Genomic DNA, 13,470 nt, shown 5'->3' on the forward strand with positions numbered 1-13,470 from the left:
GTCCGACCCGCCCGTCAGGCGGCCTTCTCGACCCGGATGATCACGGATTTGGACGTCGGCGTCCCGCTGATGTCCGCGGTCGAGTCCAGCGGGACGAGGACGTTCGTCTCCGGATAGTACGCCGCCGCGCACCCCTTCGGCGTCGAGTAGGCCACCACGCGGAAGTCCTCCGCACGCCGTTCCACGCCGTCCGACCACTCGGAGACGAGGTGCACCATGTCGCCGTCGTCGAGCCCGGCCTCCGCGATGTCCTGTGGGCTCAGGAACACGACGCGGCGCCCGTTGTGGATGCCGCGGTAGCGGTCGTCCTTGCCGTAGATCGTGGTGTTGTACTGGTCGTGCGAGCGCAGCGTCTGCAGGATGAGCCTGCCCGCGGGTACCTTCGGGTACTCCAGCAGGTTCGCGGTGAAGTTGGCCTTGCCCGTGGCGGTGGTGAAGGTGCGGCTGTCGCGGGGACCGTTCGGCAGCACGAAGCCACCGGGCTTGTCGATGCGGTCCTCGAAGTCGTCGAAGCCGGGCACCACGGCGCTGATGTGCTGCCGGATGACGCGGTAGTCGGCCTGCGCGGCCTGCCAGTCCAGCTGCGGGGCGTTGTCGCGGAACGGGCTGTCCTCGCGGGCGAACAGGCGGTCGCCCAACTCGCAGACGATGGCGATCTCCGACCGCATCTCGGAACTCGAGGGCTTCAGGCGGCCCGTCGACGCATGGACCGCACTCATGGAGTCCTCGACGGTGACCCGCTGGTCGCCACCCGACTGGGTGTCCCGGTCCGTGCGGCCGAGAGCCGGGAGGATGAGGGCCCGGGTGCCGGTCACGAGGTGCGAGCGGTTCAGCTTGGTGGAGACCTGCACGGTGAGCCGTGTGTTCCGCAGCGCCTGTTCCGTGACGTTGGTGTCCGGGGTCGCCCGGACGAAGTTGCCGCCCATGCCCATGAAGACCCGTGCCTTGCCGTCGCGCATCGCCCGGATCGCGGCCACGGTGTCGAACCCGTGCCGGCGCGGGGAGGCGAAGTGGAAGCGCTTGTCGAGGGCGTCGTGGAACGCCTCGGGCATGCGCTCGAAGATTCCCATGGTGCGGTCGCCCTGTACGTTGGAGTGGCCGCGGACCGGGCAGACCCCGGCTCCGGGCTTGCCGACGTTGCCCTGCAGCAGCAGCACGTTGACGACGTCGCGCAGCGTGGACACCGAGTGCTTGTGCTGTGTCAGGCCCATGGCCCAGCAGACGATGGTGCCGGGTGAGGCGATCATGCGGTCGCCGACCTTCGTGATCTCGGCCCTGGAGATGCCGCTCGCCGTCGTGATCTCCTCCCAGCTGGTCTCCCGGAGGCTTGTCAGGTAGTCCTCCAGCCCCAGCGTGTGCTCGGCGATGAAGGCATGGTCGAACACCGTGCCGGTCGCCTCCTCGCGCTCGAGGAGGTGCTTGCCGAGGCCACGGAACAGCGCCTGGTCGCCGCCGATGCGGATCTGCAGGAAGTCGTCCGCCAGGGCCGTGCCGCCGCCGAAGCGCGTGCCGAGCAGCCCCATGGGGTTCTGGGGGTTCTCGAAGCGCATCAGACCGGCTTCGGGGAGGGGATTAATCGCGACGATCGCCCCGCCGTTCTTCTTGGCCTTCTCCAGCGACGTGAGCATGCGGGGGTGGTTGGTGCCGGGATTCTGCCCGGCGATGATGATCAGCGGTGCCGTGTCGAGGTCCAGCAGGGACACCGTGCCCTTGCCGACGCCGAGCGTCTCGTTGAGCGCGGAGCCCGAGGATTCGTGGCACATGTTCGAGCAGTCGGGCAGGTTGTTGGTACCGATGCCGCGGACCAGCAACTGGTACACGAAGGCTGCCTCGTTCGAGGTACGTCCGGAGGTGTAGAAGACGGCCTCGTCCGGGCTGTCGAGCGCCGCGAGCTCGTCGACGATGACCTGGTTCGCCTCGTCCCAGGACACGGCGCGGTAGTGGGTGCCGCCGTCGTCGAGCAGCATGGGGTGCGTGAGGCGCCCTTGCTGGCCGAGCCAGTAGTCGTCCCGCGTCATGAGGTCCTCGACGGAGTGCTCGGCGAAGAACGTCGGCGGAACGGTGCGGCGCGTCGCCTCCTCGGCGACGGCCTTGGCCCCGTTCTCGCAGAACTCGGCGGTGTGCCGCTTGTCGCCCTCCGGCCAGGCGCAGCCCATGCAGTCGAAGCCCTTGACCTGGTTCACCGCGAGAAGGGTCTGCGCGCTGCGCACCGGCCCCATCTGGTCCATCGAGATCTTGAGGGAGTTGATGACGGCGGGCAGTCCCACCGCCCGCGTCTTCCGAGCTCCCACGGTCAGCTGGGACTCGTCGATATTGTCCTTCGGGGCCTTTGTTGCCACGTGTGCACATCCTCGTGTCGTCGTCGACACACCATGTGGTGTCTGGGGTCAACTAACCTCATCATAGGGCCGAGGTAAGGAGAGTCGAATGAACCGGGTCACACAGCGCCGCCGCATCACGAAGTTCCGCATCGGGGCACCGACCGGTCGCCGCGAGGATGTCCTCGCCGGGGAGGAACCCCTGGAGATCAGACTCGGGGGCAGCGCCTTCACCGTCACCATGCGGACCCCGGGGGACGACTTCGACCTCGTGGCCGGCTTCCTGGTCTCCGAGGGCGTGGTCTGGGAGCCGGGCCAGCTGCCCAGCCTGCGGTACTGCGCGGGCGTGGACGACGACGGCCGACAGACCTTCAACGTGGTCGAGGCGCAGCTGCGTCCCGGCGTGGAGCTCCCGGACACGGCGATGGAACGCCATGTCTACACCTCCAGCTCCTGCGGCATCTGCGGGACGGCGTCGATCGACGCCGTCCGGAAGTCCTCGCGGTTCGACCTGCACGAGGACACCGCGCCCGTGGACCTCGGGATCCTCGCGTCGCTGCCCGACCGCCTGCGGGAGAACCAGAAGCTGTTCGACCGTACAGGAGGCGTGCACGCCGCCGGACTCTTCACCGCCGAGGGCGAGCTCCTGTGCCTGCGCGAGGACGTGGGACGCCACAACGCCGTCGACAAGGTGGTGGGCTGGGCGCTCCGCGAAGGCATGCTGCCGCTGCGGGGCACCGTCCTGCAGGTCTCGGGCCGGGCGTCCTTCGAACTCGTCCAGAAGGCGCAGCTCGCGGGCATCCCGGTGCTCGCGGCCGTCAGTGCGCCGTCGTCCCTCGCCGCGGACCTGGCCGACGACGCCGGACTGACGCTCGTGGGCTTCAGCCGCGGGACGTCGCTGAACTGTTACTCGCACCCCGAGCGCATCTCGGCCTGACCGGGCCGCCCGCCGCCCGACGGGCCCGTGTCGGCCCGACGGGTGCAGGGCATCGTGCAGGGCATCGTGCAGGGCATCGCGCAGGGATCCGGCCGGCCCCGACACGGGGAGGCCGGCCTCGGCCGCCTAGAACGGGTTCAGCAGGCGCTGCACGAAGCGCCGCGTCCGTTCCTCACGCGGGGTGCGGAGCACCTGGTCGGGATGGCCGTGCTCGACGACGACGCCGCCGTCCATGAACACCACCTCGTCCGCGACCTCGCGGGCGAAGGCCAGCTCGTGTGTCACGATCACCATGGTCCACTTCTCCTCCGCGAGCTCCTTGATGACCGTCAGCACCTCACCCACCAGCTCCGGATCCAGGGCGGAGGTCGGCTCGTCGAAGAGCAGCAGGTCCGGCTGCAGGGCGAGGGCGCGGACGATCCCGACGCGCTGCTGCTGTCCGCCGGACAGGTTGAAGGGATGGTCGTTCCGCTTGTCGGCGAGGCCCACGCGGTCCAGGAGCCGTTCGGCGTCCGCGACGGCGTCCTTGTGGGCACGCTTCTGTACCCGGACCGGACCCTCGATGATGTTCTCGAGCACCGTCATGTGCGGGAAGAGGTTGTAGGTCTGGAAGACCATGGCACTGCGATCGCGGAGCGAGAGGGCCTCCTTCCGTGACACCTTCGCGCCGAAGTCCACCGACGGCCCGTCGCGGAAGGCGACCGTGCCGCCGTCGGGCGTCTCGAGTCCGTTGAGGCACCGCAGCACGGTGGTCTTGCCGGACCCGGACGGTCCCACGAGCGCTGTCACCTGCCCGTCCGCCAGGTCGAGGTCGATGGATTTCAGCACCTGGTTGCCGCCGAAGGACTTCTGCAGGCCGGTGACCGTCAGCAGGGCATCAGTGGGCGACATAGCGGTCCAATCTCTTCTCGAGGGCGGACTGGCCGCTGGACAGGACGAGGCAGAACACCCAGTAGATCGCTGCGGCCTCCATGTAGAGCAGAAGGAACTCCTGCGAGAAGGAGGCGATCTGCTGGGCTTCGCGGAACAGCTCCGTCACGAGGATCAGCGAGGCCAGGGAGGTGTCCTTGACGAGGCTGATGAACGTGTTGGACAGCGGCGGCACGGAGACCCGCGCGGCCTGCGGCAGGATGATCCGCCGCAGGGTCAGGTTCCGGGACATCCCGATGGTGTGGCCGGCCTCCCACTGGCCCTTCGGCACCGAGAGGATCGCCGCACGCACGATCTCCGCCGCATAGCCTGCGACGTTCAGCGAGAAGGCGATGATGGCACTCGGCCAGGGGTTGATCGTCAGGCCGATGGACGGCAGGCCGTAGAAGATCACGAACAGCTGAACCAGCAGCGGCGTGCCACGGATGACCGAGACGTAGAAACGGGCGATCGCCGAGAGGACGGGTTGCCCGCTGATCCGCATGAGGGCGACGACGAGGGCCAGGGCCAGCCCGAGCGCGAACGAGGCGAGGGACAGCGGGATGGTGCCTGTCAGTCCGCCGGAGAGCATGGGCCAGAAGGACGTGCGCAGCAGCTCCCAGTCCATCAGTCAGCCCCTCCGCGTCGCGCTGACGATCGCCGCCACGGGCCGTGCGCCGGCATCACTCGCTGACGTCGGAGCCGAAGTACTTCTCCGAGATCTCGGCGAGCGTGCCGTCGGCGCGCAGCTCCTCGAGCGCGGTATCGATCGCGTCCACGAGCTCGGTGCTGCCCTTGCGGACGGCTACGGCGCTCTCCGAGGTCTCCTCGGTGGTGGCCGCGATCTTGATGTTCTCGTTGCTGTCGGTCTTCTGGTAGTCCAGGTAGGTCAGCTCGTCGTTGATGGTCGCATCCACGCGGCCCTGCTCGAGGAGCGTGATGGACTGCGCCCAGCCTTCGACGGGCTCCACGTTCGCGCCGCTCTCCTTCGCCAGGTCGTTCCAGTTGCTCGTCAGGGACTGCGCGGTGGTCTTCCCGGCCAGGTCCTCGAAGGAGGAGATGTCGCCGTTGTCCGCGGTCGTGACGATCACGCCGGCGCTCACCGTGTAGGGCTCGGAGAAGTCGTAGGTCTCCTTGCGCTCGTCCGTGATGGAGACCTGGTTGGCGATGACGTCGAAGCGACCCGCCTCGAGGCCCGCGAAGATCGCGTCCCACTGGGTCTCCTGGAATTCGGCCTCCACACCCATCTTCTCCGCGACGGCGGTGATGACCTCGACGTCGTATCCCGTGAGGTCGCCGCTGCCGCCCTCATGGAAGCTGAAGGGCCGGTAGGTCCCCTCGGTCCCGACGGTGAGGACGCCGGAGTCCTGGATCTCCTGCAGCGAGGAGGGCGCGGCGGGCTCGCTCGCCCCGCCGTCGGATGCAGGGGTCGACGACGAGCCGCATCCTGCGAGGGCGAGGGTGAGCGCTGCAGTGGCGCCGAGGACGGACAGGCGGTTCTTCATGGGATTCCTTCGATCTGGTGAGGCGATCACGGCGGTAGGGAATGGTGGGGACCGACGAAGGCTTGAACCCTACGTACGTCCGCTCCACCCGGCCGGGACCGGAGTCGAACACTACTGGGGTCAACACCGGGGCACGCACTTATTGTTCCGAAGTATTGCGGCGGGGGTCCAGGAACCGTGGACCGGAGCCGGGACTGGCATCCTTGGAAGGAATGGCTATGAGCATGGAAGGCGCGGCCTGGAGCTCGCTCTACAAGATCTCCACGGCGAAGGACGGCCGGCACGGATTCTCGAAAGAGTCGGTCCGCCGCATCCTGACATTCGCCGTGCCCTACCGCTCGAAGCTGATCATCTTCATCGTCCTGTCGGTCGCCGGGGCGTTCCTCGCCGTCGCGACGCCGGTGCTCGCCGGGCAGGTGGTGGACGTCATCGTCGCGCAGGGTGAGGTAGGCACCGTGGTGTGGCTCGCCGTCGTCATCGCGATCGTCGCCGTGGCGGATGCCGCCGTCTCGCTCGTCACCCGCTGGTACTCGTCGCGGATCGGGGAGGGCGTCATCCTGGATCTCCGCACAGCCGTGTTCAACCATGTGCAGAAGATGCCGATCGCCTTCTTCACGCGCACCCGCACCGGTGCCCTCGTGAGCCGCCTGAACAACGACGTGATCGGCGCGCAGCAGGCGTTCAGCGGGACCCTGTCGGGTGTGGTGACGAACCTCGTGGCCCTGATCCTCACGCTCGCGGTGATGCTGAGCACGTCCTGGCTCGTCACGGTGCTCGCCGTCGTCATGCTGCCCATCTTCCTCGTCCCTGCCCGTCGCATGGGCAGCCGCCTCGCAGCCCTCCGGCGCGAGGCCGCGGACCACAACTCGGCCATGAGCACGCAGATGACGGAGCGCTTCTCCGCCCCCGGTGCCACGCTGGTGAAGCTGTTCGGCAGGCCGGACGAGGAGGCCGAGGAGTTCCGCGTCCGCGCGGCCCGCGTGCGGGACATCGGCGTGCGGACCGCGATGCTGCAGTTCGTGTTCTTCACGGCCCTCATGCTGGTGTCCGCCCTGGCGCTCGCGCTCGTCTACGGTCTGGGCGGCTTCCTGGCCCTCCAGGGGCAGCTCGACACCGGTGAAGTCGTCACGCTCGCGCTCCTGCTGACGCGCCTCTACGCGCCGCTCACCAGTCTGGCGAACGCCCGCGTGGAGATTATGAGCGCCATCGTCAGCTTCGAGCGCGTGTTCGAGGTCCTCGACCTCGAGCCGCTGATCCAGGAGAAGCCCGACGCCATCGGCGTGCCCGCCGGTCCGGTCGCCGTCGAGTTCGATGACGTCCGCTTCGCCTACCCGTCCGCGGACAAGGTGTCGCTGGCCTCGCTCGAGGAGGTCTCGACGCTCGATACCCGCGGCGGGGAGGAGGTGCTCCACGGGATCTCCTTCCGTATCGAGCCCGGCCAGACGGTCGCGCTCGTGGGCACCTCGGGAGCCGGGAAGTCGACCATCGCGCAGCTCCTGTCCCGCCTGTACGACGTTGACAGCGGTGCCGTGCGGCTCGGCGGCACGGACGTGCGCGACGTGACGTTCGCGTCCATGCGGCACACGCTCGGCATGGTGACGCAGGACGGGCACCTCTTCCACGAGACCATCCTGTCCAACCTCCGCCTGGCACGCCCCGAGGCCACGGAGGGCGAGGTGTGGGACGCCGTCCGCCGCGCCCGCCTCGAACCGCTCATCCGATCGCTGCCCGACCGGCTGGACACGATGGTGGGGGAGCGCGGCTACCGGCTGTCCGGCGGTGAGCGCCAGCGCATGACCATCGCCCGCCTGCTCCTCGCCCATCCGCGCGTCGTCATCCTCGACGAGGCGACGGCGGCTCTCGACTCGACGTCGGAGGCGGCAGTGCAGGCTGCCCTCAGCGAGGCCCTCGAGGGGCGCACCGCGATGGTGATCGCGCACCGGCTCTCGACGATCCGCAGTGCGGACCTGATCCTCGTGGTCGAGGACGGCACGATCGTGGAGCGGGGCTCGCACGACGAACTGCTGGCGCAGGGAGGCCGGTACGAGGAGCTGCACCGGACGCAGTTCGCCGTGCAGAAGAACGTGGCGGCAGAGGAGGAGCCCGAGGCTCTCACCGGCGTCTGACGGTCATCCCCGCAGTGACAGCAGGGCGGGGACCACGTAGTCGGTGAGCAGCGGGGCGAGGTCGCCCCGGAGTCCCGCTGCACCGAGGTCGAGCCAGTTCAGCTCCTCGATCTCGGCCGCAGGCCGCGGCTCGCCGGCCAGAGGGCACAGGAAGACCGTGGCGACCAGGCGGGTGTCCGCCTCGTTGGCGGCGGGCCCCGACCAGGTCCCGAGGAGTGTCAGCTCCTCCGGGCGCACGGTCAGTCCCAGTTCCTCCTGCAGTTCACGGGAGCCCGTCCGGGCGGGCGTCTCGTCCGGCTCGGGCTTCCCGCCCGGCTGCATGAACACGGACGTCCCACGCTTGCGGACCAGCAGCAGGCGCCCGTGGGCGTCCAGGAGGCAGAGGGCCGTGACCGTGATGACGGGCATGACGTGCACCGCGGGTCCCTTCGACGCAGAGCGAGGACGGGCAGGGAAGCCCGTCCTCGGTCGTGGTGGTGCCCCTGGCCGGAATCGAACCGACGACCTTCCCTTTAGGAGAGGGACGCTCTATCCTACTGAGCTACAGAGGCGCGGGATCGGTGGAGCACCGATCCGGCGGTCCCAGCTTACCCGGTCCGCGCGGTCGTGTCCGCGCCGGGGACACCCCGCAGCCGCCGCGGCAGGAACACCGCAGCCGCCCCCGCCATGAGGCTGAGGGCCAGCAGGATCCACCGGGACACCGTCAGCACCGAGGCCAGCGCGACGGCGCCGGGTTCGGGGACGGCCTGGGCCAGCACCGTGTCGATCGCGACGTTCTCCCAGAGGTCGGCCACGGTGAACAGGATCACGGGCGACCACAGCAGCCACCGGAGCCACCGCCGCCCGACATTGAGCTGGACGAGCAGGAGCCAGGCGAACGCGAAGATCAGGGGGAAGAGCGTGCCGGCCGTCCTGTGCAGGTAGCTCAGCTGGCCTCGGGCGTCGTCGTCCATCGCCCCGCGCAGGCGCTCCACGTAGCCCGCGTCGTACCCACCCACGAGCATGTCCGGCATGGTGAGGCCGTCGGAGAGCTGCGTCATCTGGCCCAGCGTGAGCAGGTGGAGGTACCAGAAGAGGAACAGGGAGGCCACGGCGGCTGCGACGAGGACGAGCGAGCCGTTGTTCTTCCGGCGGCCGTCGGTCGGGGGAGCCACCGGCACAGGAGTGCCGGTCGCATGCTTGCGTGCTATCTGCGCCCTGGTCTTCGCCACCGTCCCAGTATGGGCGACGCCGGAGGAGTTCCACGCCGGGCTGTGAACACCATGTGAACTGCGTTGCGATCGGATGACGTCCCCCCGCCGGCAGCCCGTTGTGATTGCCTTCACACCGGAAAAGCGGTTCATTGGTGGGATGCATATTCACACCGCACTCCCCATGGCGACGGTCACCGAGGACGTCGGCTGGCTCGCCGCCATCGACGAGGCGATCAACAACGCCTTCGCGAGACCCACCGAGATCTTCTCCAGCATCGTGTTCTTCCCGATCACGATCGGCGACGTCAGCTTCCCCGCCGTCGTCGCCTGGCTCATCCTTGCCGGGATCATCTTCACGATCTACTTCGGGGTGCCCCAGCTCCGCGGCCTCAAGGTCGGCTACGAAGTCGTGCGTGGGCGTTACTCCGCCAAGGACGATCCGGGCGAGGTGCCGCACTTCCAGGCGCTCACCTCGGCCCTCTCCGGAACCGTCGGGCTCGGCAACATCGCCGGTGTCGGTGCTGCCATGGCCCTCGGTGGCCCGGGCGCCACGTTCTGGATGATCTGCGCCGGGCTGATCGGCATGGCGACCAAGTTCGCCGAGTGCACGCTCGGCGTGAAGTACCGCGAGGTCCACGAGGACGGCACCGTGAGCGGCGGTCCGTTCAAGTACCTGCCGATCGCCTTCCAGAAGCTCGGCCGCATCCCGGCCAAGATCCTCACAGGGATCTTCGCCGTCGCGATCCTCATCTTCGGCATCGCCGGCGGCAACATGTTCCAGGCCAACCAGACCTTCGCCCAGGTGCAGAACGTCACGGGCGGTGCGGACGGCTTCCTCGGCAGCGCCGGCGCGGCCCTCATCTTCGGACTGGTCCTCGCCTTCTTCGTCGCGATCGTCATCCTCGGCGGCATCAAGTCCATCGGCGCCACGACGTCGCGCCTGGTGCCCGCGATGGGCGGCATCTACGTCCTCGCCTGCCTCTTCGTGATCATCGCGAACATCGACCAGGTGCCCGGCGCCTTCGGGGCGATCATCACCGGTGCCTTCAATCCCCAGGGAATCGCTGGAGGCATCCTCGGTGTCCTGATCGTCGGGTTCCAGCGGGCCTCGTTCTCCAACGAGGCAGGCGTCGGTTCCGCCGCCATCGCCCACTCCGCCGTCAAGACCCGCCGTCCCGTGAGCGAGGGCTTCGTGGCCCTGTTCGAGCCGCTCGTCGACACCGTGCTCATCTGCACCATGACGGCCCTCGCGATCGTCATCGCCGGTGCGCCGAGCCTGCAGGCGGGCATCGATCAGGTGCAGAGCGGTGGAGACACGCCCGACGGCGTCATCCTGACCTCGGACGCCTTCGCCACCGTGCTGCCGTGGTTCCCCATCGTCCTCGCCATCGCCGTCGTCCTCTTCGCCTACTCGACCCTGATCACGTGGTCCTACTACGGACTGAAGGCCTGGGAGTTCCTCTTCGGCCGGGGCAAGACGGCGGAGATCACCTACAAGATCGTGTTCCTGTTCTTCACGGTCGCCGGTTGCGTGCTCACGTTCAGCCAGGTCATCAGCTTCGCCGATGCCGCACTGTTCGTCTGCGCCTTCGTGAACCTGCTCGGCGTCTACTTCCTGCTCCCCGTGATCAAGCGGGAGATGCGGGAGTACCTCGCGGACCGCAAGAGCGGCAAGCTCCTCATCCTCGGGATCGAGAAGGACGAGCTCCGGGCGGAGAAATAGCTCCTCCGCCCGCTGTACGCACCGCCCCCGCAGGGTCTCCCGGCGGGGGCGGTGCCGCGTGCGGGGCCTGCCGGGCCGGGCGGACTGTCGGGGTCACGGCCTAGACTTGGAGGCACCATGGACATGCTCTTCGATCCCTACGTCTCCCCTCCCACCCCTGCCGAGAAGAAGCGGGCGCGCGAGGCCGCGATGGCCACCGCGGTGCCGCGTGCGGGGACGGGTCCGGCATCGGGAGACCCTGCCGCGGACCACGTGCCGGCGCGCGCGGGAGTGGACGAGCAGCGCGCGCACGAGCTCCTGCTGGGCATGAATCCGCAGCAGGAGGAAGCCGTCAAGCACGGCGGCTCACCCCTGCTCATCGTCGCGGGTGCCGGGTCCGGCAAGACCCGCGTGCTGAGCCACCGGATCGCCTACCTCCTGGCCACGGGCCGTTCGCATCCCGGCCAGATCCTCGCCATCACCTTCACCAACAAGGCCGCGGCGGAGATGCGGGAGCGCATCGAGGGGCTCATCGGGGACGTGGCGAAGCGGATGTGGATCTCCACCTTCCACTCCTCCTGCGTCCGCATCCTGCGCCGCGAGGCGGCTTCCGTGGGACTGAACTCCAACTTCTCCATCTACGACTCCGCGGACACTCTGCGCCTCATCACGCTCGTGGCCAAGGGGCTGGACCTGGACCCGAAGAAGGTTCCGCCCAAAGCCATCCAGCACAAGATCTCCGCCCTGAAGAACGAACTGGTGGACGAGGAGTCGTTCGCCTCGACGGTGAACCTCGCGGATCCGTTCGAGCAGGCCGTCGCCGAGGTGTACACGGGATACGCGCAGCGCATGCGCCAGGCCAACGCCATGGACTTCGACGACCTCATCGCCCAGACCGTCTACATGTTCAGGGCCTTCCCCGGCGTTGCGGACTACTACCGGCGCCGCTTCCGCCACGTCCTCGTGGACGAGTACCAGGACACCAACCACGCGCAGTATGCGCTGGTGCGGGAGATCGTGGGGGTACCCGGCGAGTCCACCGACGATCCCGCGGAGCTCACCGTGGTGGGCGACTCCGACCAGTCCATCTACGCGTTCCGCGGGGCCGACGTGCGCAACATCGTCGAGTTCGAGAACGACTACCCGAGCGCCCGCACGATCCTGCTCGAGCAGAACTACCGCTCCACGCAGAACATCCTCAGTGCGGCGAACGCCGTCATCTCGCGCAACCCGAACCGGCCCGAGAAGCGCCTGTGGACCGCCGAGGGCAGCGGCGAGAAGATCGTCGGCTACGTCGGCGAGAACGAGCACGAGGAAGCACGCTTCATCGCCGAGGAGATCGACCGCCTCCAGGACGAGGACGACCTGCGCCCCGGTGACGTGGCGGTCTTCTACCGCACCAATGCGCAGTCGCGGTCCATCGAGGAGATCCTGCTGCGGGTCGGGCTGCCCTACAAGGTGGTGGGCGGCACCCGCTTCTACGAGCGCAAGGAGATCAAGGACGCGCTCGCGTACCTCCGCGTCCTCGTCAACCAGGACGACGTCGTCAACCTGCGCCGCGTGCTCAACGAGCCGAAGCGCGGCATCGGCGATCGCGCCGAGTACGCCATCGCCGCCCTCAGCGAACGGGAGCGGATCAGTTTCATGGAGGCGCTGCGGCGCGCCGACCAGGCCCCCGGCATGGCGACGCGATCGGTCAACGCCGTGACCGGGTTCGTCAAGCTCATCGACGACCTCGCGGAGGTGGCCGCCGGCTCGGGCGCGTCGGCGGCCCTCGAGGCCGTTCTCGAGCAGACCGGCTACCTCGAGCAGCTGAGGACCAGCAACGACCCCCAGGACGAGTCGCGCGTCGAGAACCTCGCGGAGCTCGTCGCGGTGGTGCGGGAGTTCGAACGCGACAACCCGGAGGGCACCCTGGGGGACTTCCTCGAGCAGGTGTCACTCGTCGCTGACGCGGACCAGATCCCCGACGCCCCCGACGGGTCCGCCGCCGACGTCCAGCGTGCCGTCGAGGAGGCCCGCCGGCAGGGAGTGGTCACCCTCATGACCCTGCACACCGCGAAGGGGCTCGAGTTCCCCGTGGTCTTCCTGACCGGTATGGAGCAGGGGATCTTCCCGCACCAGCGCTCGGCCACCGATCCGAAGGAGCTGGCCGAGGAACGCCGGCTCGCCTACGTGGGCCTCACTCGTGCACGCCAGCGTCTCTACATCACCCGCTCCGAGGTCCGCAGCATGTGGGGCCAGAGCCAGTACAACCCGGCCAGCCAGTTCGTCGGCGAGATCCCCGAGGAGCTGATCCACTGGAAGCGGGAGGGCGCCGCGAAGCAGTCGTGGAGTTCGTCCGGCGGGAGCACGAGCGGTCCGCGGTTCAGCGGCTCCTACTGGGGAGCCAGCGGAGGGGGCTTCGCCGGCGGGAGCGTCGCCCCTGCGAAGGCGATCGGTCGCGTCCAGCCCCAGAAGGAGGTCGTCTCGGTCGCCGTGGGGGACCACGTCAACCACGCGAGCTTCGGCAACGGGACGGTGCTCGCGGTCGAGGGCGCGGGTGACAAGACGGTCGCGAAGGTGCGCTTCGACGCCGGCGAGAAGAGGCTGCTGCTGCGCTACGCGCCCCTGACGAAGGTGGCCTGATCGCCGGAATCCCGCACTTTTCGGGGATACCAGAACAGGCCCGAATTCTACAAAAGATAGAAGTGTGGGCTTACTCACTAAACCGATAGTCTGGAAAAGGCCCTCGGGTCGAGGGGGCTAAAGTTCCCTCTGTAAACCTACTTCGACGTAGA

Annotated in this window: 10 protein-coding genes and 1 tRNA gene; 4 read left to right on the forward strand and 7 right to left on the reverse strand. The window is 68.5% G+C overall.

Going from position 1 to position 13,470, the window contains the following annotated elements; translation table 11 throughout:
* Positions 1-14 precede the first annotated feature (14 nt).
* Positions 15-2,339 carry an FdhF/YdeP family oxidoreductase gene (locus ASF21_RS08105; protein WP_055769536.1) on the reverse strand — a complete coding sequence of 775 codons (2,325 nt, stop codon included), beginning with the start codon at positions 2,337-2,339 and terminating at the stop codon, positions 15-17.
* Between the two features lie 88 nt (positions 2,340-2,427).
* On the opposite strand from ASF21_RS08105, the gene fdhD reads away from it, so the two are divergent.
* Positions 2,428-3,255 carry a formate dehydrogenase accessory sulfurtransferase FdhD gene (gene fdhD / locus ASF21_RS08110; protein WP_055769538.1) on the forward strand — a complete coding sequence of 276 codons (828 nt, stop codon included), beginning with the start codon at positions 2,428-2,430 and terminating at the stop codon, positions 3,253-3,255.
* A 126-nt stretch (positions 3,256-3,381) separates the two neighbouring features.
* Here fdhD and ASF21_RS08115 read toward each other — a convergent pair whose 3' ends face one another.
* Genes ASF21_RS08115 through ASF21_RS08125 form a run of 3 tightly spaced genes read right to left on the reverse strand, consistent with a single transcriptional unit; the run spans position 3,382 to position 5,669 of the window.
* Positions 3,382-4,146: an amino acid ABC transporter ATP-binding protein gene (locus tag ASF21_RS08115; RefSeq protein WP_055769539.1), complete on the reverse strand. Its 765-nt coding sequence runs from the start codon at positions 4,144-4,146 to the stop codon at positions 3,382-3,384.
* The gene (locus ASF21_RS08120) at positions 4,133-4,792 is read right to left on the reverse strand and encodes an amino acid ABC transporter permease (protein ID WP_055769540.1); all 660 of its coding nucleotides are present in this window, start codon (positions 4,790-4,792) and stop codon (positions 4,133-4,135) included. The genes ASF21_RS08115 and ASF21_RS08120 overlap by 14 nt, the downstream gene beginning before the upstream one ends.
* 55 nt (positions 4,793-4,847) lie before the next feature.
* The gene (locus ASF21_RS08125; protein WP_055769542.1) at positions 4,848-5,669 is read right to left on the reverse strand and encodes an amino acid ABC transporter substrate-binding protein; all 822 of its coding nucleotides are present in this window, start codon (positions 5,667-5,669) and stop codon (positions 4,848-4,850) included.
* Between the two features lie 218 nt (positions 5,670-5,887).
* On the opposite strand from ASF21_RS08125, the gene ASF21_RS08130 reads away from it, so the two are divergent.
* Entirely contained in the window at positions 5,888-7,795 is a 1,908-nt protein-coding gene (locus ASF21_RS08130; protein WP_055769544.1) for an ABC transporter ATP-binding protein, read from the forward strand.
* Positions 7,796-7,798: 3 nt separating this feature from the next.
* Here ASF21_RS08130 and ASF21_RS08135 read toward each other — a convergent pair whose 3' ends face one another.
* From ASF21_RS08135 to ASF21_RS08145, 3 genes are all read right to left on the reverse strand, one after another.
* Positions 7,799-8,203: an NUDIX hydrolase gene (locus tag ASF21_RS08135; protein ID WP_055770663.1), complete on the reverse strand. Its 405-nt coding sequence runs from the start codon at positions 8,201-8,203 to the stop codon at positions 7,799-7,801.
* 66 nt (positions 8,204-8,269) lie between these two features.
* A tRNA-Arg gene (locus ASF21_RS08140) sits at positions 8,270-8,346 on the reverse strand.
* Between the two features lie 36 nt (positions 8,347-8,382).
* Positions 8,383-9,006: a hypothetical protein gene (locus tag ASF21_RS08145; protein ID WP_055769546.1), complete on the reverse strand. Its 624-nt coding sequence runs from the start codon at positions 9,004-9,006 to the stop codon at positions 8,383-8,385.
* A gap of 139 nt (positions 9,007-9,145) precedes the next feature.
* On the opposite strand from ASF21_RS08145, the gene ASF21_RS08150 reads away from it, so the two are divergent.
* On the forward strand, positions 9,146-10,711 hold the full coding sequence (locus ASF21_RS08150) for an alanine/glycine:cation symporter family protein (protein WP_055769547.1): 1,566 nt from the start codon (positions 9,146-9,148) through the stop codon (positions 10,709-10,711).
* A 117-nt stretch (positions 10,712-10,828) separates the two neighbouring features.
* Positions 10,829-13,318 (forward strand): DNA helicase PcrA, encoded by a 2,490-nt coding sequence (gene pcrA / locus ASF21_RS08155; protein ID WP_055769549.1) that lies wholly within the window; start codon positions 10,829-10,831, stop codon positions 13,316-13,318.
* Positions 13,319-13,470: the final 152 nt, after the last annotated feature.

It is taken from the genome of Arthrobacter sp. Leaf234 (assembly GCF_001422665.1).
Classification (GTDB): Bacteria; Actinomycetota; Actinomycetes; order Actinomycetales; family Micrococcaceae; genus Arthrobacter_D.

Excerpts from the sequence above, each read along its gene's own strand:
- fdhD (WP_055769538.1), top strand. The coding sequence starts at position 2,428 with ATGAACCGGGTCACACAGCGCCGCCGCATCACGAAGTTCCGCATCGGG.
- ASF21_RS08115 (WP_055769539.1), bottom strand. The coding sequence starts at position 4,146 with ATGTCGCCCACTGATGCCCTGCTGACGGTCACCGGCCTGCAGAAGTCC.
- ASF21_RS08120 (WP_055769540.1), bottom strand. The coding sequence starts at position 4,792 with ATGGACTGGGAGCTGCTGCGCACGTCCTTCTGGCCCATGCTCTCCGGC.
- ASF21_RS08125 (WP_055769542.1), bottom strand. The coding sequence starts at position 5,669 with ATGAAGAACCGCCTGTCCGTCCTCGGCGCCACTGCAGCGCTCACCCTC.
- ASF21_RS08130 (WP_055769544.1), top strand. The coding sequence starts at position 5,888 with ATGAGCATGGAAGGCGCGGCCTGGAGCTCGCTCTACAAGATCTCCACG.
- ASF21_RS08135 (WP_055770663.1), bottom strand. The coding sequence starts at position 8,203 with ATGCCCGTCATCACGGTCACGGCCCTCTGCCTCCTGGACGCCCACGGG.
- ASF21_RS08150 (WP_055769547.1), top strand. The coding sequence starts at position 9,146 with ATGCATATTCACACCGCACTCCCCATGGCGACGGTCACCGAGGACGTC.
- pcrA (WP_055769549.1), top strand. The coding sequence starts at position 10,829 with ATGGACATGCTCTTCGATCCCTACGTCTCCCCTCCCACCCCTGCCGAG.